This window comes from Rhizobium sp. P2_G2 (genome assembly GCF_056403555.1).
Genome location: NZ_JBFUFF010000083.1, coordinates 1 through 24,531, shown reverse-complemented (window position 1 = coordinate 24,531; position 24,531 = coordinate 1). Strand labels below are relative to the sequence as shown.

31 protein-coding genes and 2 pseudogenes are annotated in these 24,531 nt (G+C 59.7%); 16 read left to right on the top strand and 17 right to left on the bottom strand.

The window, feature by feature from the left end:
• Positions 1–105: 105 nt before the first annotated feature.
• Positions 106–846 (top strand): XRE family transcriptional regulator, encoded by a 741-nt coding sequence (locus tag AC1D06_RS33080; RefSeq protein WP_477990087.1) that lies wholly within the window; start codon positions 106–108, stop codon positions 844–846.
• Between the two features lie 144 nt (positions 847–990).
• On the opposite strand, the gene AC1D06_RS33075 is transcribed toward AC1D06_RS33080, so the two are convergent.
• From AC1D06_RS33075 to AC1D06_RS33065, 3 genes are all read right to left on the bottom strand, one after another.
• Positions 991–1,314: a type II toxin-antitoxin system RelE/ParE family toxin gene (locus AC1D06_RS33075; RefSeq protein WP_477990086.1), complete on the bottom strand. Its 324-nt coding sequence runs from the start codon at positions 1,312–1,314 to the stop codon at positions 991–993.
• A complete protein-coding gene (locus AC1D06_RS33070; RefSeq protein WP_477881365.1) occupies positions 1,314–1,595 on the bottom strand; it encodes a type II toxin-antitoxin system Phd/YefM family antitoxin in 282 nt (93 codons plus the stop codon). The genes AC1D06_RS33075 and AC1D06_RS33070 overlap by 1 nt, the downstream gene beginning before the upstream one ends.
• A 255-nt stretch (positions 1,596–1,850) precedes the next feature.
• Positions 1,851–2,135, bottom strand: coding sequence for a hypothetical protein (locus AC1D06_RS33065; protein WP_477990085.1), 285 nt, complete (start codon positions 2,133–2,135; stop codon positions 1,851–1,853).
• A gap of 163 nt (positions 2,136–2,298) precedes the next feature.
• Here AC1D06_RS33065 and AC1D06_RS33060 point away from each other — a divergent pair, with 163 nt between their 5' ends.
• The 3 genes from AC1D06_RS33060 to AC1D06_RS33050 are packed head-to-tail and all read left to right on the top strand — an operon-like array spanning position 2,299 to position 3,053.
• Positions 2,299–2,535: a hypothetical protein gene (locus AC1D06_RS33060; RefSeq protein WP_477990084.1), complete on the top strand. Its 237-nt coding sequence runs from the start codon at positions 2,299–2,301 to the stop codon at positions 2,533–2,535.
• 1 nt (position 2,536) lies between these two features.
• Positions 2,537–2,860: a hypothetical protein gene (locus AC1D06_RS33055; RefSeq protein WP_477881368.1), complete on the top strand. Its 324-nt coding sequence runs from the start codon at positions 2,537–2,539 to the stop codon at positions 2,858–2,860.
• Between the two features lie 4 nt (positions 2,861–2,864).
• Positions 2,865–3,053, top strand: coding sequence for a hypothetical protein (locus tag AC1D06_RS33050; protein ID WP_477881369.1), 189 nt, complete (start codon positions 2,865–2,867; stop codon positions 3,051–3,053).
• Between the two features lie 49 nt (positions 3,054–3,102).
• On the opposite strand, the gene AC1D06_RS33045 is transcribed toward AC1D06_RS33050, so the two are convergent.
• Complete coding sequence (locus tag AC1D06_RS33045; protein ID WP_477881370.1) at positions 3,103–3,531, bottom strand: MerR family transcriptional regulator; 429 nt, start codon at positions 3,529–3,531, stop codon at positions 3,103–3,105.
• 304 nt (positions 3,532–3,835) lie between these two features.
• Between AC1D06_RS33045 and AC1D06_RS33040 the strand changes: the two genes are divergently transcribed.
• The 4 genes from AC1D06_RS33040 to AC1D06_RS33025 all read left to right on the top strand — a co-directional run bounded on the left by AC1D06_RS33040 (position 3,836) and on the right by AC1D06_RS33025 (position 6,035).
• Positions 3,836–5,041 (top strand): calcium-binding protein, encoded by a 1,206-nt coding sequence (locus tag AC1D06_RS33040; protein WP_477990083.1) that lies wholly within the window; start codon positions 3,836–3,838, stop codon positions 5,039–5,041.
• Positions 5,042–5,092: 51 nt separating this feature from the next.
• Entirely contained in the window at positions 5,093–5,287 is a 195-nt protein-coding gene (locus tag AC1D06_RS33035) for a hypothetical protein (protein WP_477990082.1), read from the top strand.
• A 62-nt stretch (positions 5,288–5,349) separates the two neighbouring features.
• Positions 5,350–5,553, top strand: coding sequence for a hypothetical protein (locus AC1D06_RS33030; protein WP_477881372.1), 204 nt, complete (start codon positions 5,350–5,352; stop codon positions 5,551–5,553).
• A 104-nt stretch (positions 5,554–5,657) separates the two neighbouring features.
• Positions 5,658–6,035: an AbrB/MazE/SpoVT family DNA-binding domain-containing protein gene (locus AC1D06_RS33025; RefSeq protein ID WP_477881373.1), complete on the top strand. Its 378-nt coding sequence runs from the start codon at positions 5,658–5,660 to the stop codon at positions 6,033–6,035.
• A gap of 186 nt (positions 6,036–6,221) precedes the next feature.
• On the opposite strand, the gene AC1D06_RS33020 is transcribed toward AC1D06_RS33025, so the two are convergent.
• The 5 genes from AC1D06_RS33020 to AC1D06_RS33000 form a co-directional block, all read right to left on the bottom strand.
• Positions 6,222–7,118: a metal ABC transporter substrate-binding protein gene (locus AC1D06_RS33020; RefSeq protein ID WP_477990081.1), complete on the bottom strand. Its 897-nt coding sequence runs from the start codon at positions 7,116–7,118 to the stop codon at positions 6,222–6,224.
• A 25-nt stretch (positions 7,119–7,143) separates the two neighbouring features.
• Entirely contained in the window at positions 7,144–8,007 is an 864-nt protein-coding gene (locus tag AC1D06_RS33015; protein WP_477990080.1) for a metal ABC transporter permease, read from the bottom strand.
• Positions 8,008–8,206: 199 nt separating this feature from the next.
• Positions 8,207–8,938 (bottom strand): metal ABC transporter ATP-binding protein, encoded by a 732-nt coding sequence (locus AC1D06_RS33010; protein WP_477990079.1) that lies wholly within the window; start codon positions 8,936–8,938, stop codon positions 8,207–8,209.
• The gene (locus AC1D06_RS33005) at positions 8,935–9,063 is read right to left on the bottom strand and encodes a hypothetical protein (protein ID WP_477990078.1); all 129 of its coding nucleotides are present in this window, start codon (positions 9,061–9,063) and stop codon (positions 8,935–8,937) included. Before AC1D06_RS33005 ends, AC1D06_RS33010 begins: the two co-directional genes overlap by 4 nt.
• Before the next feature lie 339 nt (positions 9,064–9,402).
• Positions 9,403–10,515 carry a hypothetical protein gene (locus AC1D06_RS33000; protein WP_477990077.1) on the bottom strand — a complete coding sequence of 371 codons (1,113 nt, stop codon included), beginning with the start codon at positions 10,513–10,515 and terminating at the stop codon, positions 9,403–9,405.
• 196 nt (positions 10,516–10,711) lie between these two features.
• On the opposite strand from AC1D06_RS33000, the pseudogene AC1D06_RS32995 reads away from it, so the two are divergent.
• Positions 10,712–10,918 (top strand): annotated as a pseudogene (locus tag AC1D06_RS32995) (integrase); the annotation flags it as partial.
• Positions 10,919–11,008: 90 nt separating this feature from the next.
• On the opposite strand, the gene AC1D06_RS32990 reads toward AC1D06_RS32995, so the two are convergent.
• The 3 genes from AC1D06_RS32990 to AC1D06_RS32980 all read right to left on the bottom strand — a co-directional run bounded on the left by AC1D06_RS32990 (position 11,009) and on the right by AC1D06_RS32980 (position 13,677).
• Positions 11,009–11,536 carry an NUDIX hydrolase gene (locus tag AC1D06_RS32990; RefSeq protein ID WP_477990096.1) on the bottom strand — a complete coding sequence of 176 codons (528 nt, stop codon included), beginning with the start codon at positions 11,534–11,536 and terminating at the stop codon, positions 11,009–11,011.
• Between the two features lie 192 nt (positions 11,537–11,728).
• On the bottom strand, positions 11,729–13,024 hold the full coding sequence (locus AC1D06_RS32985) for a calcium-binding protein (protein WP_477990076.1): 1,296 nt from the start codon (positions 13,022–13,024) through the stop codon (positions 11,729–11,731).
• Positions 13,025–13,176: 152 nt separating this feature from the next.
• On the bottom strand, positions 13,177–13,677 hold the full coding sequence (locus AC1D06_RS32980; RefSeq protein ID WP_477990075.1) for a MarR family winged helix-turn-helix transcriptional regulator: 501 nt from the start codon (positions 13,675–13,677) through the stop codon (positions 13,177–13,179).
• A 58-nt stretch (positions 13,678–13,735) separates the two neighbouring features.
• Here AC1D06_RS32980 and AC1D06_RS32975 point away from each other — a divergent pair, with 58 nt between their 5' ends.
• Positions 13,736–14,155 carry a cupin domain-containing protein gene (locus AC1D06_RS32975; protein ID WP_477990074.1) on the top strand — a complete coding sequence of 140 codons (420 nt, stop codon included), beginning with the start codon at positions 13,736–13,738 and terminating at the stop codon, positions 14,153–14,155.
• 198 nt (positions 14,156–14,353) lie between these two features.
• Entirely contained in the window at positions 14,354–15,949 is a 1,596-nt protein-coding gene (locus AC1D06_RS32970) for a calcium-binding protein (RefSeq protein WP_477990073.1), read from the top strand.
• 56 nt (positions 15,950–16,005) lie between these two features.
• Here the strand turns inward: AC1D06_RS32970 and AC1D06_RS32965 are convergent, their stop codons facing one another.
• Together AC1D06_RS32965 and AC1D06_RS32960 are read right to left on the bottom strand one after the other, a co-directional pair.
• Positions 16,006–16,311, bottom strand: a complete 306-nt coding sequence (locus AC1D06_RS32965) for an addiction module antidote protein (protein WP_477990072.1) — start codon at positions 16,309–16,311, stop codon at positions 16,006–16,008.
• The gene (locus AC1D06_RS32960; protein WP_477990071.1) at positions 16,308–16,763 is read right to left on the bottom strand and encodes a type II toxin-antitoxin system RelE/ParE family toxin; all 456 of its coding nucleotides are present in this window, start codon (positions 16,761–16,763) and stop codon (positions 16,308–16,310) included. The genes AC1D06_RS32965 and AC1D06_RS32960 overlap by 4 nt, the downstream gene beginning before the upstream one ends.
• A 131-nt stretch (positions 16,764–16,894) precedes the next feature.
• On the opposite strand from AC1D06_RS32960, the gene AC1D06_RS32955 reads away from it, so the two are divergent.
• Positions 16,895–18,373, top strand: coding sequence for an MDR family MFS transporter (locus AC1D06_RS32955; protein WP_477990070.1), 1,479 nt, complete (start codon positions 16,895–16,897; stop codon positions 18,371–18,373).
• Positions 18,374–18,423: 50 nt separating this feature from the next.
• Here the strand turns inward: AC1D06_RS32955 and AC1D06_RS32950 are convergent, their stop codons facing one another.
• Both AC1D06_RS32950 and AC1D06_RS32945 read right to left on the bottom strand, forming a co-directional pair.
• On the bottom strand, positions 18,424–20,109 hold the full coding sequence (locus AC1D06_RS32950; RefSeq protein ID WP_477990069.1) for a hypothetical protein: 1,686 nt from the start codon (positions 20,107–20,109) through the stop codon (positions 18,424–18,426).
• A 509-nt stretch (positions 20,110–20,618) separates the two neighbouring features.
• The gene (locus AC1D06_RS32945; RefSeq protein WP_477990068.1) at positions 20,619–21,434 is read right to left on the bottom strand and encodes a hypothetical protein; all 816 of its coding nucleotides are present in this window, start codon (positions 21,432–21,434) and stop codon (positions 20,619–20,621) included.
• Between the two features lie 1,016 nt (positions 21,435–22,450).
• On the opposite strand from AC1D06_RS32945, the gene AC1D06_RS32940 reads away from it, so the two are divergent.
• From AC1D06_RS32940 to AC1D06_RS32930, 3 genes are all read left to right on the top strand, one after another.
• A complete protein-coding gene (locus AC1D06_RS32940; RefSeq protein ID WP_477881442.1) occupies positions 22,451–22,660 on the top strand; it encodes a cold-shock protein in 210 nt (69 codons plus the stop codon).
• A gap of 219 nt (positions 22,661–22,879) precedes the next feature.
• Positions 22,880–23,101, top strand: coding sequence for a hypothetical protein (locus tag AC1D06_RS32935; protein ID WP_477881443.1), 222 nt, complete (start codon positions 22,880–22,882; stop codon positions 23,099–23,101).
• Positions 23,102–23,194: 93 nt separating this feature from the next.
• Positions 23,195–23,416: a hypothetical protein gene (locus AC1D06_RS32930; protein WP_477990067.1), complete on the top strand. Its 222-nt coding sequence runs from the start codon at positions 23,195–23,197 to the stop codon at positions 23,414–23,416.
• A 185-nt stretch (positions 23,417–23,601) separates the two neighbouring features.
• On the opposite strand, the gene AC1D06_RS32925 is transcribed toward AC1D06_RS32930, so the two are convergent.
• Positions 23,602–24,210, bottom strand: coding sequence for an AI-2E family transporter (locus AC1D06_RS32925; RefSeq protein ID WP_477990095.1), 609 nt, complete (start codon positions 24,208–24,210; stop codon positions 23,602–23,604).
• 62 nt (positions 24,211–24,272) lie between these two features.
• Here AC1D06_RS32925 and AC1D06_RS32920 point away from each other — a divergent pair.
• Positions 24,273–24,531: pseudogene (locus AC1D06_RS32920) on the top strand (transaldolase family protein); the annotation flags it as partial.

Here is a 24,531-nt window from a genome sequence, read left to right as displayed (position 1 = left end):
ACTGTCCTGCGCTGTGTCGGATTCGCTTGTCATGGCCAAATAAATGCTATATGCATTTTATTCTGTCAATGCCAATCGCATTTTTATTTCGGGTATGCATAACGCATGACTGACATCAACGACATCGCGGCCCGCCTGAAAGCCGCCCGCAAGAATGCAGGCTTCAAGACGGCAATCGCCGCCGCAGAATCGCTCGGCGTGCCCTATGCGACCTATTCCCAGCATGAGAACGGCACACGCGGCCTGACCACGGATGCGAGCGAGCTTTATGCGCGGCGCTATCGCGTCTCGCTCGACTGGCTGCTGACCGGCAAGGGCGACGGCCCCGGCTACATGCCCCCGATGGGGGTCGCCGAGGAGCCGCCGCAACCGCCCGAACGCCGCGCCACCCGGCCGAATGCCAGCTTCCCGCCGATCTACACCGAATTTCCCAAGGGCCGCAGCATCCCCGTGCTCGGCCAGACCGAAGCCGGCCCGAACGGCAAGTTTGTCCTCAATGGCGCCGAAGTCGCCCGCGTCTTCTGCCCGCCCGAGCTCGAAAACGTGCCCAATGCCTATGCCGTGCGCGTCTACGGCACCTCGATGGAGCCGCGCTTCAAGGCCGGCGAAACCGTCTGGCTCAACCCGCAGCTTCCCGTCCGCCACGGCGACGACGTGGTCGTACAGCTCAAACCGATGCGCGACGGCGACGAGATGGAAAGCTATGTGAAGGAATTCCGCGCCAAGAGCTCACGGCGCCTGCAGCTCTGGCAGCACAATCCCGAGGAAGGCGAGAGCCGCGAACTCGACTTCGACACCGAACGGGTGTTTTCGATCCACAAGATCGTGCATCACTCGATGATTTGAGTTGCGTTTGCCGGGGCCGGGGCGGGCCTCACGAGACCTGCTCAGCACCGACAAGGGTTCGGGCATGTCCTGCTCGATTGCGGCGCGGAGCAGATCGATGATTTGGCGTGGCATGGCTGATGACCACATCAGCGACAGCGCCGTTCAGCGCAACAATCGCCGTTCGAGGAAGGATTGCATGTCTCGCCGACCGTCGGCGATGCAATAGATGATCACGTTCTCTCCCATGACGCGATAGATCATCCGCCATGGCTTGTGGTGCAGTTCCCGATATTCGGTAATGCCCAGTCCAACCAATTCCTTCGGCACATTTCCTCTCTCGGGAAAATCCTCGAGGCCGAGGCAGGCTTCTTCGATTTCGCTGAGGATCCGTTCGGCGGTCTGGACGCCATCCCGACCGGTCAGGAAACGGTAGAGATCTTCAACATCCTGTTCCGCGTCCTCCGCAAAAAGAACCTGGTACGACATCAGGTTTCAGGTTTCGACAGGCGGTCGCGAAGGCGTGCGAACGTTTCTTTCGCAGGGCGGACTTTGCCGTCTTCGACCTGCTTGTTGGTCAGTGCCAGCACCTTCAAAAGCGCCAGCGTTTCCTGCGTTTCCTCATATTGCCTGACGTCCTGGAGCACTGCCTTTGCCTCGCCATGCAGGGTGATCACCACCGGTTGCCGGTGATCGCCAAGCTGGCGAAGGATTTCCGGCGCGTGAGCCTTGAGGTAGCTGATGGGTTTGACCTGTTCAGACAATTTCATCGATCCGATCTCCTTTTGACCAGAATATAGACCGTTAATGGTCTAATACCAAGGTCCGCAGAGACAGACGCGCGGGATTCCGTTTGCATGCAAATCACCTTGATCGCCTCCGGGGAAAGTTTCCTGCTTTTCGGCCCCGTGGCCTGAAGAAAACCAAGCCGGCGGAGTGACGATATGTCCGCATGGAGGCGACGTTCGATCCGCAGCAACTGCGCGCCCGATGACAGCCATCCATCGCAGCACCGCTCCGCCCCCTCACATCCCCACCCCCCGCCAGACCGGCGCGATCGACAATTTCCGCCAGCGCCGCGGGCGCGGCGGGCACTGGCTGCAGCGCAGCTTCTCGCACAGCATGCGGTAGCTATAGGCGCCTGAAAATGTAGCGCTTTGCAGCTCCTGAAAACCCAGCACGCTTGCCCTCCCGCATTCCTCGCATTCCACCTTCACGCTTGCCAGTTCGCACAACAAGCGGTTCGCATCCGCATACCCGATAGCGCCGCGCAATTCCCTTTTCTCCATGTTTGTTCTTGTTTTGTTCATGGTAGAAAATCAGGAAACACAATGAGAGTCGAGAGGCATTTTGCAACCTGGACGGTGAATCATCGAAGGCTCTGGATTTGCTCGCATTTTTCTCGACATCACCCTCGCCGCCGACGATGACGACAAAACCTCCTCCATCGAAAAAATGCATTATGCACTTTTCTTGATTGACAATGTTAAATGCGAAACGCACATTTATTTCATCGCCGCCAAACCGGCCGGCCCAGATGAGGATATGCCGATGATCATCCTGTCGACCCTGTTCCGCGACCCCTATCTCCGGCGCGTCTTCGCCCGGGCCGAGCGCGATGGCGGCGCGGTTTGCGCGCCGGCGCGGCCCTACCCCGTCCGCCCGGCGCCGGGCTCGGATGCCGCCGCCCTCAAGCGTCCGGAGGCGTGACATGGTCCGGCATTTCCAAGCCATGACGGAAGCGATCGACGACGCCTGCACCTTGCTCGATCGCCGCAATGACGCGCGCTCGAACCGCGAGGCGTTCCGCGCCTTCCTGGCGAACCTGTTTGCCGGCATCGAGGGCCTCGCCTACCAGCTCGGCGCCGACGGCTCCTACCTCTCCGACGAATTTTTAGACATTACCGGCCGCAACGGCCAGGTCGACAGCGCCTTCCTCGACCTCGTCGACGGCCTGGACGAGGACGCCCGCGGCACCCGCCACGCCCACCGCCGCGCGCTCAACAGCGTCACCTACGATCGCGCGAGGGCCTGAAGCGATGAGCGCAACCCAACCCGACCCCGATCACCTGGTCGAGAAAATCTACGCCGCCCGCGCCGTGCAACAGGGCATAGACCAATCCTGGCCGGATCTGCCGGACCATGCTCGAGCCTATTGGCGCGATCTGGTGGACGTGATGCTGCCGGTGATCGAGGCGGAGATCAAAGCGGCGGAGGTGCGGGCGTGACAAACCGTCCTGTGAACGCCGTCTGGTCCTTTTGAATGACAGCGAATTGCTATGGTGTAGGGCCATGTAGCCTTGTCGGCTCCACGCTTTCCATCAACTGGCTCGCTTCAAGCATCAGCTCGTTTTGCGCGTCTTCGGCCTTCCTCAACTCCAAGACCTCTTCCAGATCAAGAAAGCGCCGTCCTCCAACCTCTCGGCAAGTCAAGTCTCCCGCCTGTATCCGGTGCTCCAACAGAATCTCATCGGAACCAAGGATTTTGGCAGCCTGAGCGGGTGTGACTTCGCGACCGATATGGCCGAAGGCAATCGCTCCCTCCTCGGTGGCGACTTTCAGAAATCGGCTCATGACTTGCGCGAGTTCTGCGGAGAAGCTGACCGTTACATGGTCGCCCGCCGACAACTTCGAGAGAACGCGTTGCGCTTCCTCGATTAATGTCGGATTTAGGCTCTCGTACTCGATCGTGGCTTTACGGCTCATGCCAGGCGCTCCTTCAGCACCATTCTATCGCAACAGGTCACGATGAACAACCGCGCCGATCGTGAGAGCGAGCGGCTCGCCGTGCCGGTAGCCACGTTGTTACGGAATTGCGCGCAATCTCAATTCCATCCTTGTGGAATTCGCTATCTGATTCCGAAAATCTGCGGACCTCGTCGCACCCGCGGCGAGCGGAAGAGACATCGCGCGGAAACAATTGAAACAATTGAAACGGCAATAGGCCGCAATCGATGAACGTCCCCATGGCAAACGCTTTCAAGAGGAAGCCGCGACATAGGAACAAGCCATGAATACGGTCAAGATCAAGGACACGAACAAGCCGGTCGAGGCACTGGCCGGCGACACGCATTATATTCTCGAAAAAGGCGCCACGATCAGCGTCGACCAGATTGAAGGCATCGATGCCAGTGGGACTGCGTCGGGTCGCGTGATCGAAATCGACGGCACGATCAAGGCGCCCAATCAACCGGGCGGCGGTGTGTGGCTCGGCGACCAGCTCACCGGCAAAGGTGGCGGGACGATCGTCATCGGTGATACCGGCCAGATCCTCGACGAGGAAGGCGGCATCGGTGTCGACGGCGACCATTCGAAAGTGATCAACCATGGCAAGATCGATGGCTATCAGGGCATAGGCGTCGGCGCGGATGCGGTGAAAATCCTCAATACCGGCGACATCATTGCCAAGTCCATGGGCATCGACATCCAGGGCGCCAATACCGTCCTGCACAACAGCGGCACGCTGACGTCGACCTCTGTCGCCGTGGATATTCCGGGCTACCATGCCGGCGACGAACGCATCGTCAACACCGGCACGATGTCGGGGGTCCAGCATTCGGTCAATGTCGACGCATCCGTCACCGGCTCCGTCTCGGTGATCAACCGCGGCACCATGTCCGGCGATGTGCAGCTGGGCTCCGGCGACGATATCTTCAACGGCCACAAGGGCACGCTGACCGGCACCGTTTTCGGCGGCGCGGGCAACGACACCTATGTGATCGACAACCACAAGACCCTGATTTCCGAAGCCAATGGCGGCGGCATCGACACCGTCAAGTCGCACGCCACCTATACTTTGGGCCAGGATTTCGAAAATCTCGTCCTGACCGGCAAGGGCAATACCGGCGGCGTGGGCAATGCGCTGGCCAATCACCTGTCGGGCAATTCCGGCAACAACACGCTTCTGGGTGATTTCGGCGAGGATGTGCTCTCCGGCGGCACGGGCACTGACCTGCTGGTCGGCGGCGCCGATGCCGACACATTCGTGTTCAAGACCGGCTTCGGTACCGACACGGTCAGCGATTTCCAGGCGTCCGGCCCCGGCCACGACAAGATCGATCTGTCGCATGTCGATGGTATTACAAACCTGAACCAGCTTGCGGCGCTGATCACCACCAATGGCAGCGACGTGGTGATCGATTTCGGCCACGGAGACAGCCTGAGGCTGATCGGCGTGGAGCCGAACGACCTGCAACCGTCCGACTTCGTCTTCTGATGCGGCCGCCCGCGCGGCGATGCCGTCGCCGAGGAGGCCGGAATCTCGACCATGATCGCCGGCACCGAGGCGCTGGCGCGGTCCGACGCCGCGCCAGCAAAAGTGGAAATGGCAGGCTGCAACAAGTCTCGCGAAACTGAGCAGCATCTTCGCATCCAACCGTTTCTATTTGTGACACCTTCCGTTTGTTCCGATACAGGAAGTGCCATTTGCCGGCTGTTATCCGATTGTTCTTTACTTTCTTAAATCTTTATATAGCTTGGAATGTAAGCAGCGATTGACGTTCCATTGGGAGATGGAGACTTGGGATGAGCAGCGGCAGCCTTCGTCATGCTTCGGGACTATGCTTCGGCATTGCCGGCATCGTGTTTCTCACCATGGCCGGTTACGAAATGCTGACCGGCAATTCCGGATTGGCCACATGGCTTTACGGTTCGGGCCAGGATGAAAACGGCTTTCCGCTGCCGACGCACCATTCCATCTATCTGGCCCCATCGGACCATAGCGATTGAGTCGGACCACAGTGACTGAGACGGGCCAAAGCTTGCTGGCAAAGCCCCTTACGAGTCACTGCTGCAAATGGTATAGGATGTTCGACATCTCGGGAGGATGATACATGCCAGCTACAAAAGACGGAACCGGCACGATCGGCAGCCGTCCGATTTCGGTCGGACCCGGCGCCACAGACCCCATGCACACCGAAGGCTTCCTCGTGGTCACGAAACTGAAGAAGGCCGGCGGATCGCTGGTCATGACCATTCCTGCCGCCGCCCGGGACATGCTCGGCCTGGCTGAAGGACAGGAGATGGCAATCTCGGTCAAGGGGACACAGTTCATCGCCGAACCGATCGCCATGCAGGACAAGGCGATCAACCTGCAGCAGCTGAAATATGCCCTGGATGAACTGGTGGCCGGCTACAAGGCCGATGCCGCACCGACGGAGGATGAACGCGCCTGGATCGACGCGCCGCCGGCGGGGCGCGAAGTCTGCTGAAACAGCGTCCCTGCCTGCCGCATTCCTCGCCTGCCGGGCTGTGTGCGGCGGAGAATGATCGGATGACAATAGCGGCACTGCAGGTTGGGTACAGGTTTTGAGCGGGTTGGGTGCGCCTTACCTTTTGCGGTCGGACGAACGCTTGGGGCGTAAACCCCAAGCCATAACATTGACGGAAGCAACACCCTACCTTCCAAGCGCCCCAACAATCCGGTCGACATTATAACGGAACATCCGCAAATATGTCGAAGCCGGCCCATCCTTATCCGACAGCGCCTCGACATAAAGCTCCCCGCCCGGCTTCGCCCCCGTCGCCGCCGCAACTTGCTTCACCAGTTTCGGATCGTTGGAATTCTCGAAGAAATACACCTTCACCCCCTCCGCCTTGATCTGGTCGATCAGCCTGGCCACATCCGCGGCAGACGCCTCCGTCTCCGTCGACACCCCGAGCGGCGCCAGGAATTTCACCCTGTATTCCCGGCCGAAATAACCGAACGCATCATGGCTGGTGAGGATCTTGCGCCTGGCCTCCGGCACCGCATCGAGCTTGCCATGCGCATAGGCATCGAGTGCGCTGAGCTCGCCCCGGTATTTTTCCGCATTGGCATGAAAACGTTYGGCATCTTCGGGATCGGCGGCAACCAGCGCCTTTTCGATATTGGTCACCCAGATCGCGACATTGACGGGGCTGTTCCACACATGCGGATCGGTGATCGTCTTGCCGTCCTCCTGCATCTTGCGCGTTTTGATGCCGAGCGAGGCGGTGATCGGCGTGCCCTGGTAGCCGGAGGCGGTGATCAGCCGGTCCATCCAGCCTTCCAGCCCCTCGCCGCTGACGAACACCACATCGGCCGAACGCAGCGCCTTGGCATCGGCTGGCGACGGCTCGAATTCATGCGGGTCGCCATTCGGCCCAACCAGGCTTTTGACATGCACATGCTCGCCGCCGATCTCGTGCACCACATCGGCAAGCACGGTGAAGCTGGCGACGACGTCGAGCGTTTTCGCCGAAGCCATTGGCGCTGCGGCAAACGAGGCGGCAAGCGCCGTCCCTGCCAGAACCACGGTTTTAAGGTGGGGCATTTTAGTCTCCTATGTTGTCACATCGTCAGATGCGGGTTGGGAAAAGCCGCCGGAGGGCGCCGGAGGGGCAGAAAATCAACGAGCCGCCATAGAAGACCGCCGCGACCAGGATGATCGTCGGCCCGGAGGCGAGGCTGAAATTGTAGGAGACGATCAGGCCGATGAGCCCCGAGGCGGCAGCGACACCGGCAGCGATCAGCAGCATCACAGGCAGCGTCCGCGCCCAGAGCTGGGCAATCGCCGCCGGCAGCGTCATCAGCCCGACCGCCATCAGCGTGCCAAGCGCCTGGAAGCCGGCGACCAGATTGAGCACCACGAGAAACAGAAACAGGATGTGATAGAACGACCCACCGCCGCGCATGGCGCGCAGAAAACCCGGATCGAAACATTCGACCACCAGCGGCCGATAGACCAGTGCGAGCACCAGCACCGTGACCGAGGCGACCGCGCCGACAAAATAAAGCGCCGTCGCATCGATGGCGAGAATGGTGCCGAACAGCACATGCAGGAGATCGACATTCGAACCGCGCAGCGACACGATCAGCACCCCGGCCGCCAGCGACGCCAGATAGAAACTGGCAAAGCTCGCATCCTCCTTCAGCACCGTCGTGCGGCTGACCAGACCCGACAGCAGCGCCACCACCACGCCGGCGACAATGCCGCCCAGCCCCATGGCCGGCAGCGACAGCCCGCCAGCGATCAGAAAACCGATGGCCGCCCCCGGCAGCACCGCATGGCTCATCGCATCACCCACCAGGCTCATGCGCCGGAGCATCAACAGCACCCCGATCGGCCCGGAACCGATGGCCAGCGCCAGCGACCCCACCAGCGCCCGGCGCATGAAACCGTAATCGATGAAGGGTTGGATCAGGTTGGCGTGGAGAGTCATGCGGCCACCTGGCTTTCTGGGYGGCGCGGCACTTGCTCCCTCTTCTCCCCACCGGGGAGAAGGTGGCCGAAGGCCGGATGAGGGGCCCGCCCCACCCGCGAAGCCCCCTCATCTGCCCTGCGGGCATCTTCTCCCCGAGGGGAGAAGAGGGAGCGCGCTCTTTGCCCGCCCCCAAAATCGCAAGCCAACGCATTCCATCTCATGCATAAGCCCCCTCTGCCCCGACAAACAGCCCGCCCGCCATCGCCCGGGCGCGCAAGATATTGTCCGATGTCAGCGCCTGCCGCGTCGGCCCCCAATGCACCGGCGCCCGCGCCATCAATAGCGTGTCGGGGAAATGCACCTCGATCTGCTCGACGTCATGCAGCACGGCAATCACCGTCCGACCCGCTTTGTGCCAGCGATGCACCATGCGCAGCAGATCGGCCGTCGTCGCCGCATCCACCGCCGTGAACGGCTCGTCGAGCAGAATGATATCGGCCTCCTGCAGCGACAGCCGGGCAAACAGCATGCGCTGGAACTGCCCCGCCGACAGCGTGCCGATATGCCGGTGCTCCAGCCCATCGAGCCCGACCGCCTCGAGCGCCTCCCCCACCTTGACCGCCGCTGCCCGCGACACCCCGCCAAAGGCGCCGGTCTGCCGCCACAGTCCGAGCATGACCGTATCGGCCACCGTCAACGGAAACTGCCGCTCGATCTCGGCGGCCTGCGGCAGGTAGCCGATCCGGCAATCGCCGCGCCGATCGATCCTGCCAGACGCCAGCTTGAGATCGCCGACAATGGCTTTCAGCAGCGTCGACTTGCCCGCCCCATTCGGCCCGGCAATGGCAGTCAAACTGCCCTCGGCAAAAGCGCCGGTGACGCCGTGCACAGCCAGCTGCCGCTCATAGGCAACGGAAATATTATCGAGACGAAGTGCTGCCCGGCTCATGGCAAAGCCACCGCCCAGGCAATGGCCGCCCACAGTCCGGCGAGCAGAACGAGCACGGCGAGGGTGCGTGTGAGTGCCGACTGGGCCAGGATGGAGCTGCGGAAAGGGTGGGATTGGATTGTCATGGAGCATCCTGTCGGGCGAGAAGTGGCGAAGTGTTATAACGTATCATTTTGGATGTCGAGAAAAATGTTATAAAGTTACATTTGGTCGCACCATCGCATTTGTTGTGCCTGCGGCCACCCCCCTCTGCCCTGCCGGGCATCTCCCCCTCAAGGGGGGAGATTGACTCGCGGCGGCGTCTTGCATCTCTCATAGGTCGAGTTTGCGGCATTCAAGGCTAGCTTGAGGCGGAGGTCGAGCGTCTAGCCAATCTCCCCCCTTGAGGGGGAGATGTCCGGCAGGACAGAGGGGGGTCACCGCAAGTGCGAGCAGCCAAGTATGCTCCTGCGGAGCGCCCCATTTCAATCCAGCAACAGCGGAACGCAATCGATCTCCGCATTCTCAATGCCAGCAAATTTCCCCAACAGATCCAAGCGCAGCCGCTCGACGATATCCGCCGGCAGCGTGCCCTCGACCGTCAGGGTGACATCAAAACTGCTCTCGACATAGCGTACGGTAACGCCCTCGACGGTCAGGCGATAAACGCGGAACTCATCCTTGTCCGGCGGGACCTGCACATGCGGCACGTCGGGCTGGAACAACGTCTCAAACAGGTCGAGACGCGGCGCCACGCCGAGTTTGCCGGTGAGCGTGGCATTCAGCGCGATATATTTGTCGCGCCTGTCCTCGAACCTGCGCTCCCAGCGAAGATCGCGCATATCATCCAAATGGTTGTATTCGCGGTCCGCGCGCATGAAACTGTAGCGCGGCCACGCCCGGCAGGTCAGTCGATCCCAGCGTAGCGTGCCGAGGTCGAGCCGCCAGTCGTCGATATTTTCCACCGACATCGGCAAACGCGGGTCAATCATCAACCCGCCCCGGACGATGATGGCGCCATCTTCCGTGCGCTCGGCCGAGTGCTCGTAGAGCCATGGCGGCGCCTCACCCGTGGCATCGAGGCGTTCGAAGCGATAGTCACCGACGTCAAGCGCGAGCAGTTGCACCTTGTCCTTACGCAGTTGCTCATGGGACAGGCCGCCGATGACGATGATCCGGTCTTCCACCAGCGTGGCCGTATGGAAATCCGTCGGCGGAAACGCGTCTTCTGAGTAGCCGAATATTTCGGTCTGGCCGGCGCCATCCGTCACGATCACATCGTTGTAGATGTAGAAATCCGCATCATACCAATCCTCATATTCGCCGCCGATGCGAACCAGCCGGCCATCCGGCAGTATGGTTTCGGTCATTCCAAAACGGTCGAAGCTCCAGCATGGCCCAGCCTCTTCCGATGGCGGTCCGCGGAAAATGATATTCAGCCACCAACCGGTGAAGCGCTGCTCGACCGCCCAGAGCCAGACAGGATTGGTCATCCGCTCCGGATTGCCGGAGCCGCGACGGGGCGAGCGGAATTGGGAAAACAGGTCACGCCCGATGGAAGCGGGCGGCGTGGGGATAGAGGGTCTGCGGACCGTCATGGGAATGGAAGACGCCAGGTGATCTTCCGTAGGACTGGCACAAGTGTGTCAACAGCGACCCGGCACGGTCTCTGCATCATGATGCACTGCCAGCGAAACGGGTCTGGGATCCGAGATAGCATGGGGATGCGACGAGGACAAGCTGGCAGCGCAATGGCTCGTGTGACCTGGCATCTATCTGGAGCCATTCTATTGCTCCGCCGGCGCCCGCGGCGATTTGAGCGAAATAGAACGCGCCTTTAGATTCTCCGGCCACTCGCTGCGTGCCGGTCTCTCCTCCTCGGCCGAGGTCGACGAGCGGTACGTCCAGAAGCGACTTGGCCATGCCAGCGCGAAAATGACCCGCAAATACCAGCGTCGGCGCGACCGCTTCCGGCTCAATCTCACCAGGGCGTCCAGGCTTTCAAGGCCCTCTCCCCTGTCCCGGCTATTGCTTTTCGACCAGCCCATCCCGGCCTTCCGCCGTGGAACATGGATGTCGGTGGTGAAGATGTCAGCCGCGGGTTTTGCTCGCATCCGGCTTGAAGTTGACCAGCAGGGATTTCAGCTCGATTTCGCGAACGCGCCTGGCCGCCTCGCTCGGGCTCACCCAATCGAACATTCGTTGTCCTCGCTCTTTGAAATCGGCCCTGATCTCCGTCACTTCAATCGCAAACATCTCCACGATGCAGAAGGCAACATCGCCGTCAGCAAGTTCTTTCAGATAGGTGTAACGACCCACCGGCTGCTTGTTCGTCCTGCCGCGCACGCCGGCTTCTTCCCATGCTTCGATCGCTGCTGCTTCGTGGGGCTTCTTGCCCTTCATCGGCCATCCCTTGGGAATGATCCATCGCCGGCTTTCGCGCGAGGTGAGCACCAGGACTTCAATCTCGGAACGACCCTCTTTATAGCGGAAGCACAGAGCGCCGCATTGCTGGCGAAACGATTTCCCGAACAGCTTGTCCGGGGTTCGAGCAAGCTGTTGAAGCAGCGTTTCTGATTTGCCCGCCGCGGGCGTTCTGCCTGGTTTCTCTGACGTCATGACGTCTGAGCGTGTCAAATTTTCTTTTCTATCTCAATGGCCTGAGATGTTTTATGACACTTTTATGACAGTCATCCACACAGGAAAGCATACTGGGCACCGCTTCCTCGGGACCGAGGAGCCGCCGCCAGGCTATTTAAGGAATTTGCCTCGGTCGCCGTTGCCTCAACCAGCAAGTGCCATCCTATCCGCTCAGAACATGAAATCGTCCTGGGTCATCGAGACGAGCGAAAAGTTTGCCACCGTCAGCGTCTCCCCGCCGGCAAAGGTCATGACGACATTGGAGCCGGCCTGCTTGGCAGCCGCTTGAATGTCGGCGAAACTGTCGATGTCGGCCACGCCGCGCAGGTCGATCGTGTCGACACCATTGGCGAAATCCATGATCACGTCGTGGCCCGATCCCTTCGAAAAGGCAAATGTATCGGCCTGGAGACCGCCGTAGAGATAGTCGTCGCCTTTGCCGCCGTTCAAGACATCACTGCCGTCGAGGCCAAACAGCACGTTCGAACCGGCATTGCCCTTGAGGATGTTGGCGCCGCCATTGCCCTTGCCGGTCAGCCCGTCATGACCGAAAAGCGTCAGGTTCTCGAAATTGTCGCCGAGGATCCAATTGACCGAAGCCTTGACCGTATCGGTGCCCTCGTTGGCCGCTTCCCATATCTTGGTCGCCGTATCGCTGACGATATAGCGGTCGCTGTCCGCGCCGCCGGAGACCTCGGTCGCGGTTCCGCCCCGGCCGTCATAGACGTCATTGCCATTGCCGAGCCAGATGCGGCCGGAAATGGTGCCGGTGTTGCGGACAATATCGGTCGCGGAGCTGAAAGTGCCGATGATCGCATAATCCGTGCCCGTGATGGAGCCGTGGTTCACGACCTCCGATTTCGCCCCGGCCAGATTCGACAGATCGATGGCGCGTCCATCGCTGTTGATGGTGCCGTTGTTGACGATGCTGAGTTCGCTCGTGCCGCCGACAAGAGCACTGATGCCAAAATGCGCGCTGGCGATCGAGCCGTTGTTGACAATGCGTCCGCCATAGAAACTGGCATCGATACCGACATCCGTGCCGGAAATGGCGCCGTCGTTCTTGACGGAAACGCCCTCGCCTGAGAACTGGATGCCCGTCGCCGCCATCAGCTTGCCTGCATTGATGATCCGCTCATGATCGGCGAAGGCCATGATGGAGGTTTCACTGGCCGTGATGGACGAGGTCTTTGCAACGGTCAGCTTGCCGCCGCCATCGAGGTTGTTGGAGCCGACGGCGATGCCGACGCCATGCCCGCCATTGACGCTGATGTCGCCCTCGATGAGAAAATTCCGGTGCGTCACCACCGCATCCATGACTGGCGGAACCCCTGCGAGCCCGAAAGCGGACTCATCCGCACCGACGCTGAGCACGATATCGGCGTCCTTGCCGAGAACATAGAGCGTATCGGAGTTGAACGCCTTCACCATCTTGGTGTGATGTCCGGTGATCATTTTCGTTTGCATGTGCGAGCCTCGGATGATGTCTGTTGTCGGCGTTTTCCCCCAGCTTTGTTTCTGTAAAATTTCGCAAGGCGCGTGCTTTTGTTTCAAATGTTTCAACGACCAACCGTTGACCAGGCGGACCGGCAGCGACGCTCCCGCTTGGGCGAAGGCTGCTATTTCAGCAAACCGGTCTCCGCTTTGGAACTTGCCGGTTCCTGTGCTTTGGCCGACAGCTGCCTCAGCACATCGACGAAGTCATCGAAGCGCTCTTTTCCCACCTCTTCGGACCATTGCGCATGCAACTGCCGAAGACATCCGAAAATGGCTGCGACGACTTGATGTCCCCGTGGCGTTACATAGACCAGCCGGCGGTCGCCGCCGTCGGCTGCGCGCCGCTCGACATAACCCAGGTCTTCAAGCTGGCTGAGCAGATAGTTCACCGCCTGTCGCGACATCCGCTTCTGACGCGCGAGCTCGGACGGTCTCATGCCGTCCGGCAGCGGAAACGAGAACACGGCAAAATGCGCTTCCTGGAAATCGACAAACCCCGCCTCGTGAATGGCCTGCAGCATACGGTCGCGCACATGCTGCCAGACAACGCGCAGCAGCGCACCGAAGAACGGCGGGCCGGGCAAGGCGTCGGGAATGGAATCCGGGGGCAGGAGGATTGACATGGATGTAAAGTCACTTTACAGATTGACGTAAAGTCACTTTACATGATGGAGGCCTCATTTGGAAGCGCTGCGAAACGATATCGTGCGGATCGGACAACTCGAACTGCGGTTTCTCATCAGTGAAGCCGGCGCGACGGTGTTCGAATTCACGGTGCCATCCCGGGCGCGTGTCCCGGCTCCCCATCATCATCGGGATGCCGACGAATTCCTCTACGGCCTTGAAGGCACCCTGACCGTCATCGTCGACGGGCAGACGCGCGAGATCCGCACCGGCGATGCCATATTCATTCCGCGAGGGGCGGTGCACCATCACGGGAACCTGCATGATGGCACTGCCAAGGTCTTGGCGACCATGACGCCGGGCACGATCGGGCGGCGTTATTTCGAGGAAATTGCCGAAGTGGTGAACGTGCCCGGCAAGCCGGACCTCGCCAAGGTCAATGAGATCATGCTCCGCCACGGACTGGTCCCGGTCTGATCCGTTCGCCCAAGCCTCGGAATTTTGAAACAAGGGCGTCACCAGGGCCGCTTTTGCAGCGAAGCGGACGCGGCCGATCTCCCGAACGTCAGTGCTCTTTCAGCGCCTCGACCGGCAGCGTGACCGCCGCTGACGGGTGACGTCTCGACGGACAATAGAGGTCCCTCCCGATTTGCATAGCGCATGAAAGGCCAGCAGATGACCACGAAAGTTCTGAAAGATATCTATGGAGATGCGATCGCCGTCTCGTCCTCGGGTGATAGCTGGGTGCTCGCCCAGGGCGCGATGATCGTGACGACGAATGAGGGTTTTCTGCAAACGGCCGGCGCATCCGGCAACACCTACGAGATCGCCGGCCTGATCCGGGCGCCGACGGCGGTGATTGCTGGTGGCACGACGACGATCAATCTCGCCGCAACCGGCAGACTTGTCCAGGGCGGTATCGCGGCCGACGGAGGCGATCTGCTGACGGCGAATATCGACGGCAGGATCTCTTCCATCGCAACGGCCATCGATTCATCGGCTGCCAAGACCGTCGTGGACGTCGGCAAGCACGGCTCCATCAGCACGACAAACGCCGTCGGCATCAACGCCGCCGGCAGCGCCAGCGCGGATGTCACCATCGCCGGCAGGGTGAGTGGCGCAGAAGTCGGCTTTGTCTCGACTGCAATGAAAATCACGCTCAATGTCCTGGCCGGCGGCGTGCTTGAAGGTAGCTCCATGGCCGCGTCGATGACAGGCACGGGCCAACTTGATGCCACGATAAATGGCGCGCTCAGAAGTACCGTCAACTATGGCCTTGCGGCCACTTTGGTTGGCGATATCAGCGTCAAGATTGGCACAGAGGGCTTGGTTGACAGCAGCGTTGGCCTGCTTTTGGCAAGCGTTGATCACACGAGCTTCAGCAACCAGGGCGACGTATTTTCACAGACAGTCGGCGTTGCCGTCGGCGGAAACACCATGGACGCCTATAATAACGGCCTGATCGAAGGAGAGACCGGCATGAGCGTCGGCGGAGACGGGCATGTCGTCAACGATGTGAACGGCAAGATCTCTRCCGCCAATACCGCGATCGGCTTGAGCAACTTCGACTATCAGCACGTCTTTGCGATCACCAATCATGGCTTGATCGAAGCGGCAGGCATCGCGATCGATGCGACGCTCGCCGGCGATGTTTCCATCGTCAGCGATGGCAGCATTATCGGCAAGGTCATGCTGGGCGACGGAGACGACGTCATCGACCTGCGCGGCGGCTCGCTCAAGGRCATGTTGTCGGGTGGCAATGGCAACGACACCCTGATCACCGACAATGCCAGGATCAAGCTGATCGAAGCCAGCGACGCAGGCACGCAGGACACCGTCAAGTCCACGGTGAGCTATGTGTTGAGCGACAATGTCGAAAGGCTTTACCTGCTCGGCAGCGCCAAGGCCGATGGCACCGGCAATGCATCCGACAACATCCTGCAGGGCAATTCCGGCAACAATGTCCTGAACGGCCTGGCGGGCCTGGACGATCTCGACGGCGGCAAGGGCAATGACAGGCTGACCGGCGGCGATGATGCCGACACCTTCCACTTCGCCACCGGCGGCGGCAAGGACACCATTACCGACTTCACCCATCTGTCCGACAAGATCGATCTGTCGCACTGGGATGCCATCGGCACGTTCAGCCAATTGAAGAGCCACGCCGACGACGACGGCCACGGCAACGTAGTCATCACCGCCGGCACCGATACGCTGACGATCCTGGGCATGACGAAGGCCGGACTCGACAGCGGGGATTTCACGTTCTAGATGCGCGGATCATTCATCGAACTGGCGAATGGYGCGCGGGACCTGACCTGGCCACACTATTGCTGCGCCGGCGTGATGGTGAAGCGCAATCCCATGGCCGACAGCATCTTGAAGACAGTATCGAGCTGGGGTCTGCCGGTTTTGGAAAGCGACTTGTAAAGGCTTCCCCTGTTCAGATGCGCCTGTTCCGCAACGCCGGCCAGCCCCCCCTCCTGTGCCTTGGCGACATCTTTGAGGGCCTCCTGAAAAAGATCCATATCGCCGGTTTCAAGAAAATCAGCCAGATACACTGCCGCGTTGGCAGGGTCTCGAAGCAGCTCGTCGCGGCCGCTGAAATCAAATGGCCTGCTGGCACTGGTCATTGGCTCATCCTCCGATTGTAGTCTGCAAGATATGATTTCGCTTTCGCGATCGTCCGATTCTGATCCTTCTTCGTCGAACCGGCGAGCAGTAAAATGACCTTCCGGCCAACGACGAAATAATAGATACGAAAGCCGGGGCTATGGTGAATGCGCATCTCACAGATGCCGCCCGCGTCAGCCAGAGACTTCCAGTCGCCGAAATTGCCCAGCTGGGCTTTGCGGATCTGCGCATTCACGAGGGTCTTCGCCGTCTTGTCCCGGATATCGTCGACCCATTCCTGAAAAGGAGCTATGCCTTCTTCGGTTTGATAGACTTCGATCTCGTATCGATCCATTGGCAAAATGTACGCCATAGCGTACACAGATGCAATATGCCGAAAGCGTTCTTGAGGAAGCAAAACCGGAATTGAGGGCACCCCCCTGGCACCATATGCGCCGACCGGTTCCTCCAAACACACACCCACAAAAACGCCCCCACCCCATTGACCCGCCACAAGATCGGCTTATTCTCGAATTAGTTCGTTCACCTTATAATTCGCCTGGCATATCTGCCGCCTCCCACGGCAATCCCGAAGGAATCATCATGTCCGCCCAACGCTCGAACAGAGCGCTCGTCATCGCCGCCGTGATGGCGAGCATGGCGATGATCGCCATTGAAGCCACCATCGTTGCCACAGCCATGCCGCAGATCGCCGCCGAGCTCGGCAATCTCAATCTCTATTCCTGGGTCTTCTCCTCCTTCCTGCTGGCGCAGACGACCATGACCGTGGTGTTCGGCAAGCTTGCCGACATCTATGGCCGCAAGCCGATCCTGATGATCGGCATCGCGATCTTCCTCACCGGCACGCTGCTGGCCGGCTTTGCCCATACGATGCCGGAAATGATCGCCTACCGCCTGCTGCAGGGCTTTGGCGCCGGCGCCATCCAGCCGGTGGCCATGACCGTCGTCGCCGATCTCTATCCCGGCCGCGAGCGCGGCAAGATCCAGGGCTATCTCGCCAGCGTCTGGGGCATATCCGCCGTTGTCGGGCCGCTGCTCGGCTCGCTCATCGTCCATACGCTCAGCTGGTCCTGGGTGTTCTGGATCAACATTCCGGTCGGCCTGGTCGCCGCCACCCTGTTCATCATCTTCCTGAGGGAAAGCGTGGAAAAGCGCAGCGAGACCGTGGATGTCATCGGCGCGGTGCTGTTTGCCATTGCCATGACGGCGCTGATGATCGGGCTCACCGATATCGAGGGCTCGTCGCCGACGCGCATCGGCATTGCTAGCGCTGTGTTCGTCACCAGCCTCGGCCTGTTTCTCTGGCAGGAGAGCCGGGCCAACCACCCGATGGTGTCCGTGGCGCTGTGGCGCAAGCGGCCGATCGCCACCGCCAATGCGGTCACCCTGCTCTCCAGCGTCGCCATGATGGGCCTGACCGCCTTCCTGCCGATCTATGTGCAGACCGTGCTGCAGCGCTCCGCCGTCGTCGCCGGCCTGGCGCTGACCATGATGCTGGTCGGCTGGCCGATTGCGGCGACCGTGTCGTCGCGGCTTTTCCATCGCCTCGGCGTCCGGCCGCTGATGATTACCGGCACGCTGTTTGCGCTGACCGGCGCCTCGTTCTTCGTCCTGCTCACACCCCAGAGTTCGCCGGTCCTGGCCGGCATCGGCTCGCTGATCATGGGTCTGGGCATGGGCACGATGAGCCTGCCGGCGCTGATGCTGATCCAGAATTCCGTCGACTGGAAGGAACGCGGTAGCGCCACGGCTTCCAACGTCTTCGCGCGCAATCTCGGCAGCACGCTCGGCGCCTCGATTTTCGGTGCGGTCTTGAACTATTGCCTGGCGCACTCCGCCGGCGCCGGCAATTTCGGCGCCGACCAGCTGCGCGGCCTGCTCAACGGCACCTCCGTCGTCTCGGCCGTCGAAGCGCCGCTGAGGCTGGCGCTGCAGGATTCCCTGCACATCACCTTCAGCTCGATGCTGATCTTCGCCGTGCTGACCGTGCTGTCGAGCCTGTTCATCCCGCATGTGGATGTCGAGGGCGCGGCACAGGTGCGCGAAGTGCCGGGGCATTGACCTTTTACAGGGCATTCCGCCCGCCGAGGGCGGCGGAGCGCCTTGCAATTTCAGGTCACGAAACTGTCGGCTGTCAGATTGCCGTGCATGTCCGGACCCCAGGGCGTGTCGTTGCCGAGCTTAACGATCCACCAATCATCGGTGTCGTTCTGATAATAGTTCCATTTCGGGCTGTCGTTGGTCATGTCGATTTCGCCGCCCGGCGCGATCAGGTAATAGCCGCTCTCATCCGATTTCTGCTCGATGCTCTGGACGATCTCCTTGATGTGAAAGGCCGTCAGGTCGATCTTGTCGCCGGCAGCGAAGTCGGTGAAATTGAATGTCTCGGTATGGCCGACCCCATTGTTGACCTGCGAGGGGTCGACGCCCTTGACAGGTGCGATGAACACCGTGTCGTTGCCGGCGCCGGTCTTCACCGAGATCGGATGGGGCTGGATGACGTTGATGTCGATATGGATCGTGTCGCTCTTCTTGGACAGCGTGATGCTGTCGAAATCGTTGAGCTGCAGCCGGACATCGCCGTTGACTGGGTTCTTCAGCACCAGTTTCTCGACATTCTTGACGTCGAAATCGCCCGCCGCCTGTAGCAGCATCGTGTCCTTGCCGCCGCCCTTGTCCTCGGTGATCGTGTCGCCCTGGGAATCGACGGCATAGGTGTCGTTGCCTTTGCCGCCGGTCATGTCGTCGTCGCCCCGGCCGCCGATCAGCAGGTCGTTGCCGCCATGGCCGGTGAGCGTGTCGTCGCCGCCCTGGCCGAACAGGGCGTTTGATGAATTGGCCACCGAGCCACCCCCGACCTTGAGGGCATCCTTGGCCTCAAGCGTATCGGATTTTTCCGTGCCGTTGAGCAGCATGTTGAGCTTGTAGGCATGCGAATATTCCTTGGCGACTTCGGCCAGCAGCGGGGTCGCCTGCTGGGTGAACTGCTGTGCCGATTTGATGCCCCAGGAACCGTCGCGCTCGATGATCGTGTCGTAGACGTCCTTGCCGCCGCGATCGGTGCCGTCGAACAGGTAGCCGAGATTCTTGGCGATGTCGTTTATCGTGTGGTCTGCCGCGACGATGCCGACGCGTGAGGATTCGTCGATGCGCCGGTTCTCGTTCTCGAACTGGTGATTGTAGCGGATTTCGTACCACAGGGCGCCGCGCATGTCGTTGTTGAGCGCCCATTTGATGCCGTTGCCGATCAGCGTCTTGGCATTGTAGTAGAGCGACAGCAGCGCCGCGCGCTCGACGGAATCGGCGATCGACGCGCCGCCGGCGGCCAGCGCATTGGTCAGCCCGTCGTCGTATTTCTTGTCGATCACGCCGGCATCGCCGAACAGCGTCTCCTTGAGCAGATCGTCCTGCTGCTGACCGGTCAGCGAAATGCTCTGCAGCGCCTTCTGCTGGGCCGCCGTGCCGCCGGTGCCTTCGACGATCCGTTTGAACATCATATAGTCGAGCGTCACCTTCGTGCCGCCGACGTCGATCTTGCCGCCGGATTTGTAGGTCTTGATCAGCGCCATTCCCTGCTGCTGCTCCGCCGTCAAGCCGTCGAGCACCCAGGAAAGCGCCTTGTTGATCGTGGTGTAATCGAAAGCATCGATATTGAAGCCGCGCCCGATCGTCGGATGCGGGTCACTCGGGGTATTGACATAGAATATCGTGCCGTTGCCTTCATAATTACGGATGAGATTGACCGCATAGGTCTCGAATGCGTCATGCGAAAGCGAACTCAAAGAAGAAAGTGTCATTGCCAGTCCTCCTCCATCTCTTCCCCCAAGGTATTGTATGCCTGGGAAGTGCCGACCGTAAGACTATCACGCATCCTGGCCCGTCATTATTCATGATGATGATGTTCAAGGCGAAGTTTGAGCGGAAGAGTTGCTTTTCTTGAGTAACTCATCCAGCGGCCGGCATGGACACTGCTTGTAGTCGACCCATTTCGCCGGCAACTCTGCCCCATCCTGCGGACGGCTGGCCGATCTTTCCACCGCCCGACCGAGCTGAAGACGCTTTCCAAACTGCTGACAAAGTGGCTTGGGGGAGCACGTGCCCCGATTTCCCTCATTCCTATCCTCGGGCTTGACCCGGGGATCGATCTCGGGAATCTAGCCCTGACGCGTCTGCGCTGCGAAAAGACTCTTCTCGCCCAAGGCCTTGGGCCTGCTGGATCCCCCTGTGGTGAGTGGGGGAATGAGGGCGGAATACGTCGCGGCGGCGGTGAGAAACCCGACGCCAACTAGAACACCAGTCTCAAAGGTTATTTCATCGACGGCTTGCCTGATTTCACCATGGATGCGTAGATCCTTGCATATCCGATCACGCCGTCTTTTTCTTTCAAATATTTCATACCGTCGTGCTCAATAAGCGCGTCCCAAAGATATGCATCGAGTTGCAGTTCCGCCTTCCCGGACCGAAGCGCAACCGAAACGACGATCCCCTGCTTGCTTTCGATCTCCCAATGCAAGGCGGGTCTCAGCTCAATGATCTTCGACCCAATCTTGACCACGGCATTGGCAAATTCAGCACATCCGTTTTCCGGCGGATATTTGTCGCTGACGATCCTGGCCCACCAGTTCTCGGTCACGACGCTTTTTGCATTCGGGCCGAGCATGCGGAGAAACAGATCCGTCCTGATCTTGTAGGTGACGAAAACCGCATATGGCCCGGGYGGCGTTTTCTCCGCTCCCTCACGATACGCCGCCGCCCAATTGATCCAGAACGCATAGTACGTTTTCGTGTTCAGCTTCTCGACCAAAACGAGCTGATCATGCGGGCCGAACCACGCTGCCTCATCCCCCTCCATCTTGGCGAAGTCGGCATCGTTGTGCCACTTGCCCACCGACAACATCCGGTGAAACTGCTTTTCAGTCAGCTCACGATGTCTGCGCTTTCTCATGATCGCCGCGCTCACYGGCGGCGGCATCGGCTGCATCTGGCATTGGTAGAGCGGATTGGGCAGCACCGGCCTGATCTCGATCGAAGACAGCCAGAATACGAAGTGCTCGCCGCCCTGGGCGAGGATTGCCGAGGTAAATATCAGCACTTTTGCAAAAAGCCCGATCATCTGCAGCATGCATGCCCTCGGCGACGGAAATCAAAAGCGGGTTGTTGGCGAACCTGGATACCGTTTTGCACGCTCAACGCAACCCGTCACAGCTCTCCCGACCCTGTCCAGAGCATTGCCGACTTTTTTCTCCAGACCGAAAAGCAGGGACCGGCATGGCTGAGACGCTCCTTGCGTCGCTCCCGATCGCCATCGTTGTCGCGGTCCGGGCCAGTGCTGTATCCCTCACGCGAAAAGTCGGAATGCGCTCCAACCGACAAACACCAGCCAGGCGAGTTCCAGCAGCAGGGGGCAAAAAAACCAGCCCTGGATCATCCAACGCTCCACAACAAGGTGATCAGGGCCACGAGAACCACAAGGACTATCCATCGAATGACGGCCGGCTTTCGTCGCGATCGCGGCTGATGGATGTAATGAAAGTAATAAAAATCCGGTTTCAGTGCCGTATGGCCTGTGCACGAGGGGGGTCGGTCCTGCGTCGTTTATCCTTTCCATAATTTTTACGAAATGTGACTGGTCGAGGCGGGTGCCAAGCTGGATGACTATGAGTGATATGAGCGGTAGCGGAAACGAAAGTCTTGCCGGTGCCACCTAGCTGTGTGCTCGACGGGCCATCGGCAGCGGTGGCCCGTTTTTGGGCGGGGGTTGGTTACCCCTCGCCCGGCCCGACAAACGGTATCGGACATGATGAACTTGCTTGTGAGCGGCAGACAACTTACGCCGTGTCACCGTCGACAGCGGCCTGACAGTCCCAGGGAGCGGGATGTCCAGTCGGATACTCTCTCATCATCCCAGCAGGGCTCAATCATAAAATGTCCGCTGCTGGCAGTAGGAATCAAAAAACTAGACGTTGACATCTCTGCCGGCAGTCTCTATTTGTAGTTTATCGAGATTTGCTTGCTGAGCTTTGGTTATCGCGCGTTTGGCATCGTGCCCTGAACGAACCTTTCCTTTCAAAAATCGCTGTTCGTCATCGCTGCGCTCACCCGTCGCGGTTCTTCAATATTGCTATGAAAGGGTTCATCATGACCACTGGCACAGTTAAATGGTTCAATTCCACCAAAGGCTTCGGCTTTATTCAGCCTGACAATGGCGGCCCCGACGCCTTTGTTCATATTTCGGCCGTCGAGCGCGCCGGAATGCGCGAAATCGTCGAAGGCCAGAAGATCGGCTACGATATGGAGCGCGACAACAAGTCGGGCAAAATGTCGGCTTGCAATCTGCAATCTGCATAATTTGGCATCTGCTTTCCTTTGACCACGGATGTACTGGCACTGTCGAGAGCGCGATGCGAACCAAGGTCAGGCAATTTGCCTGGCCTTTTTTGTTGCCGTGGCATTCCCGGCAAATAGCAGCAAATCACTGCTTACCTGTTGAGGTCCGGCCAAAAATTCCGGAGATTTATCGTGGAAAAGAACGAACTACAGGCGATTAACACCGCATGGCAAATCGCCATGCAGGAGATCCTGCGCATGGTGGTGCGCGACATCTATAAAACAGGCGACGAAGCCAGCTTCAACGCACATATCAGGCGAATTGAAGAGGCGGCTGTCGATAGTATATACGCCGGCCTGATGCTACGTGGGACTGACGATTGGACAGAGACGCTGGTTAAAGAAAAAGCCAGCAATTTCGTGACCAGCCTGCTCACATCATTTACCTTCGACCGCGCCTAAGTCCCGTCCCCGCGAACAGTTGAGTTCGCCAGGCGAGATGTTCGGGTTTAATCATTGCTCGCACGTGCGAGCTATCCCTTTCAGGATCGTATCATGACAGAGACATATAGCAGATCCCGCCAACAGGCCGAGATTGCCTTCGGCAAAGAGCAAACCGAGTTCTTCGCTCGGGGACAAGCCGTTCAAGCGCTTGACGCGGTCGCCCAGGCGCGCGACGAAAAGACCTTGCGGTTGCGAGAGGCTCGGAAGGCAAAAGAATTACTCGATCGCCTGTCGGCCACCACTCCCATCACCCGGAAAACCGCTATTTCCTAGATGCCAACGTTGGCTCCCCCCAGCATCAAGCGCTGGTTCAGCTCATGGGAACGCTTGCGGAAATCAATGGCGAATGAGGCCGGCAGCCAAGCGTGGGCACGCAGGATGCTTGGAACCGACCAATAATTCCGCTTAGTGAGCCTGACTCCCGACATGCGAGTGACGGGAACACATGAATGACAGGGTCATTCGTCCCCGCTCAGGAAATGACCGATCGCAGCGAGGGGGCAAATGCCATCGCAGACGATCTTCGTAATCGCGAGCATGGGTACCGCTAGAATCGCTCCCGGCACCAGCAGCGGTCCCAGGATCGGGACGAAATTCAGCAAAAAGGCTGTAACGCCCCAAAGCACGAGATCACTGAGCCCCGTGAGCCACATGATAAGGCCGGTTCCCAAGCCTACGGCAGCGTTCATTACCGTGATCGTCGCCAGATAAGCAGAAATGTTTTTCTCGACGTCTTGCGACATCTCGACAGCCTGCCGCTTTTGATTGAAATTTGGGAGTATTTCGACCGCTCGCCTAAGGAAGGTGGTGCCAGATACGAGCAAAAAATACAGAACAAGGATCGTTTCGAAAAAACTTGCGGCAAAGTGGGTCGTGCCCGCGAAAAGTGCGGCGGCCATTGTGGAGCCGGAACTGCCGTTCATCGCTCCGGGCTGCATGAAGCCATCAACCTTTTGAAGGAACGTTTGTAACGCCTTCACCGGCTCGTTCAGGAATTTGAGCCGTTCCTGCAGCCGGGGAATCCCCTCTGGCAATTTGGCGGCCCTGTCGGTGGCCGGACCGGATATTGCCGCACCAATGCCGACGATCGTTCCGAACGCCAGCAGGATGAGGATAAGGGCGGCACCTAAGGACCAACGTCACCTTATGCTTCTCCGCCAACCAGGCCTTGCTGGCCGCCAAGGCCGGCGCCACCTACGTCTCGCCGTTCGTCGGCCACTTGGACGACATGAACATCAACGGCATGGACCTGATTGTCGACATCCGGCGCATTTTCGACAACTACGCGTTCGAAACGTAGATCTTGGCAGCGTCAATCCGGACCGGAAACCATGTTCGCGAAGCAGCCCTCGCCGGAGCCGATGTCGTTACGGTTCCCGCTGCGACAC

Bases quoted from the DNA above. Each gene is read 5' to 3' on its own strand.
- AC1D06_RS32940 (WP_477881442.1), top strand. From the start codon at position 22,451: ATGACCACTGGCACAGTTAAATGGTTCAATTCCACCAAAGGCTTCGGC.
- AC1D06_RS32955 (WP_477990070.1), top strand. From the start codon at position 16,895: ATGTCCGCCCAACGCTCGAACAGAGCGCTCGTCATCGCCGCCGTGATG.
- AC1D06_RS33015 (WP_477990080.1), bottom strand. From the start codon at position 8,007: ATGACTCTCCACGCCAACCTGATCCAACCCTTCATCGATTACGGTTTC.
- AC1D06_RS33055 (WP_477881368.1), top strand. From the start codon at position 2,537: ATGGTCCGGCATTTCCAAGCCATGACGGAAGCGATCGACGACGCCTGC.
- AC1D06_RS33000 (WP_477990077.1), bottom strand. From the start codon at position 10,515: ATGACGGTCCGCAGACCCTCTATCCCCACGCCGCCCGCTTCCATCGGG.
- AC1D06_RS32935 (WP_477881443.1), top strand. From the start codon at position 22,880: ATGCAGGAGATCCTGCGCATGGTGGTGCGCGACATCTATAAAACAGGC.
- AC1D06_RS32950 (WP_477990069.1), bottom strand. From the start codon at position 20,109: ATGACACTTTCTTCTTTGAGTTCGCTTTCGCATGACGCATTCGAGACC.
- AC1D06_RS33035 (WP_477990082.1), top strand. From the start codon at position 5,093: ATGATCGCCGGCACCGAGGCGCTGGCGCGGTCCGACGCCGCGCCAGCA.
- AC1D06_RS32990 (WP_477990096.1), bottom strand. From the start codon at position 11,536: ATGACGTCAGAGAAACCAGGCAGAACGCCCGCGGCGGGCAAATCAGAA.
- AC1D06_RS33070 (WP_477881365.1), bottom strand. From the start codon at position 1,595: ATGAAATTGTCTGAACAGGTCAAACCCATCAGCTACCTCAAGGCTCAC.
- AC1D06_RS33050 (WP_477881369.1), top strand. From the start codon at position 2,865: ATGAGCGCAACCCAACCCGACCCCGATCACCTGGTCGAGAAAATCTAC.
- AC1D06_RS33025 (WP_477881373.1), top strand. From the start codon at position 5,658: ATGCCAGCTACAAAAGACGGAACCGGCACGATCGGCAGCCGTCCGATT.
- AC1D06_RS32930 (WP_477990067.1), top strand. From the start codon at position 23,195: ATGACAGAGACATATAGCAGATCCCGCCAACAGGCCGAGATTGCCTTC.
- AC1D06_RS33080 (WP_477990087.1), top strand. From the start codon at position 106: ATGACTGACATCAACGACATCGCGGCCCGCCTGAAAGCCGCCCGCAAG.
- AC1D06_RS33005 (WP_477990078.1), bottom strand. From the start codon at position 9,063: ATGACAATCCAATCCCACCCTTTCCGCAGCTCCATCCTGGCCCAGTCG.
- AC1D06_RS33045 (WP_477881370.1), bottom strand. From the start codon at position 3,531: ATGAGCCGTAAAGCCACGATCGAGTACGAGAGCCTAAATCCGACATTA.
- AC1D06_RS33010 (WP_477990079.1), bottom strand. From the start codon at position 8,938: ATGAGCCGGGCAGCACTTCGTCTCGATAATATTTCCGTTGCCTATGAG.
- AC1D06_RS32965 (WP_477990072.1), bottom strand. From the start codon at position 16,311: ATGACCAGTGCCAGCAGGCCATTTGATTTCAGCGGCCGCGACGAGCTG.
- AC1D06_RS33040 (WP_477990083.1), top strand. From the start codon at position 3,836: ATGAATACGGTCAAGATCAAGGACACGAACAAGCCGGTCGAGGCACTG.
- AC1D06_RS32985 (WP_477990076.1), bottom strand. From the start codon at position 13,024: ATGCAAACGAAAATGATCACCGGACATCACACCAAGATGGTGAAGGCG.
- AC1D06_RS33075 (WP_477990086.1), bottom strand. From the start codon at position 1,314: ATGTCGTACCAGGTTCTTTTTGCGGAGGACGCGGAACAGGATGTTGAA.
- AC1D06_RS32980 (WP_477990075.1), bottom strand. From the start codon at position 13,677: ATGTCAATCCTCCTGCCCCCGGATTCCATTCCCGACGCCTTGCCCGGC.
- AC1D06_RS33030 (WP_477881372.1), top strand. From the start codon at position 5,350: ATGAGCAGCGGCAGCCTTCGTCATGCTTCGGGACTATGCTTCGGCATT.
- AC1D06_RS33065 (WP_477990085.1), bottom strand. From the start codon at position 2,135: ATGAACAAAACAAGAACAAACATGGAGAAAAGGGAATTGCGCGGCGCT.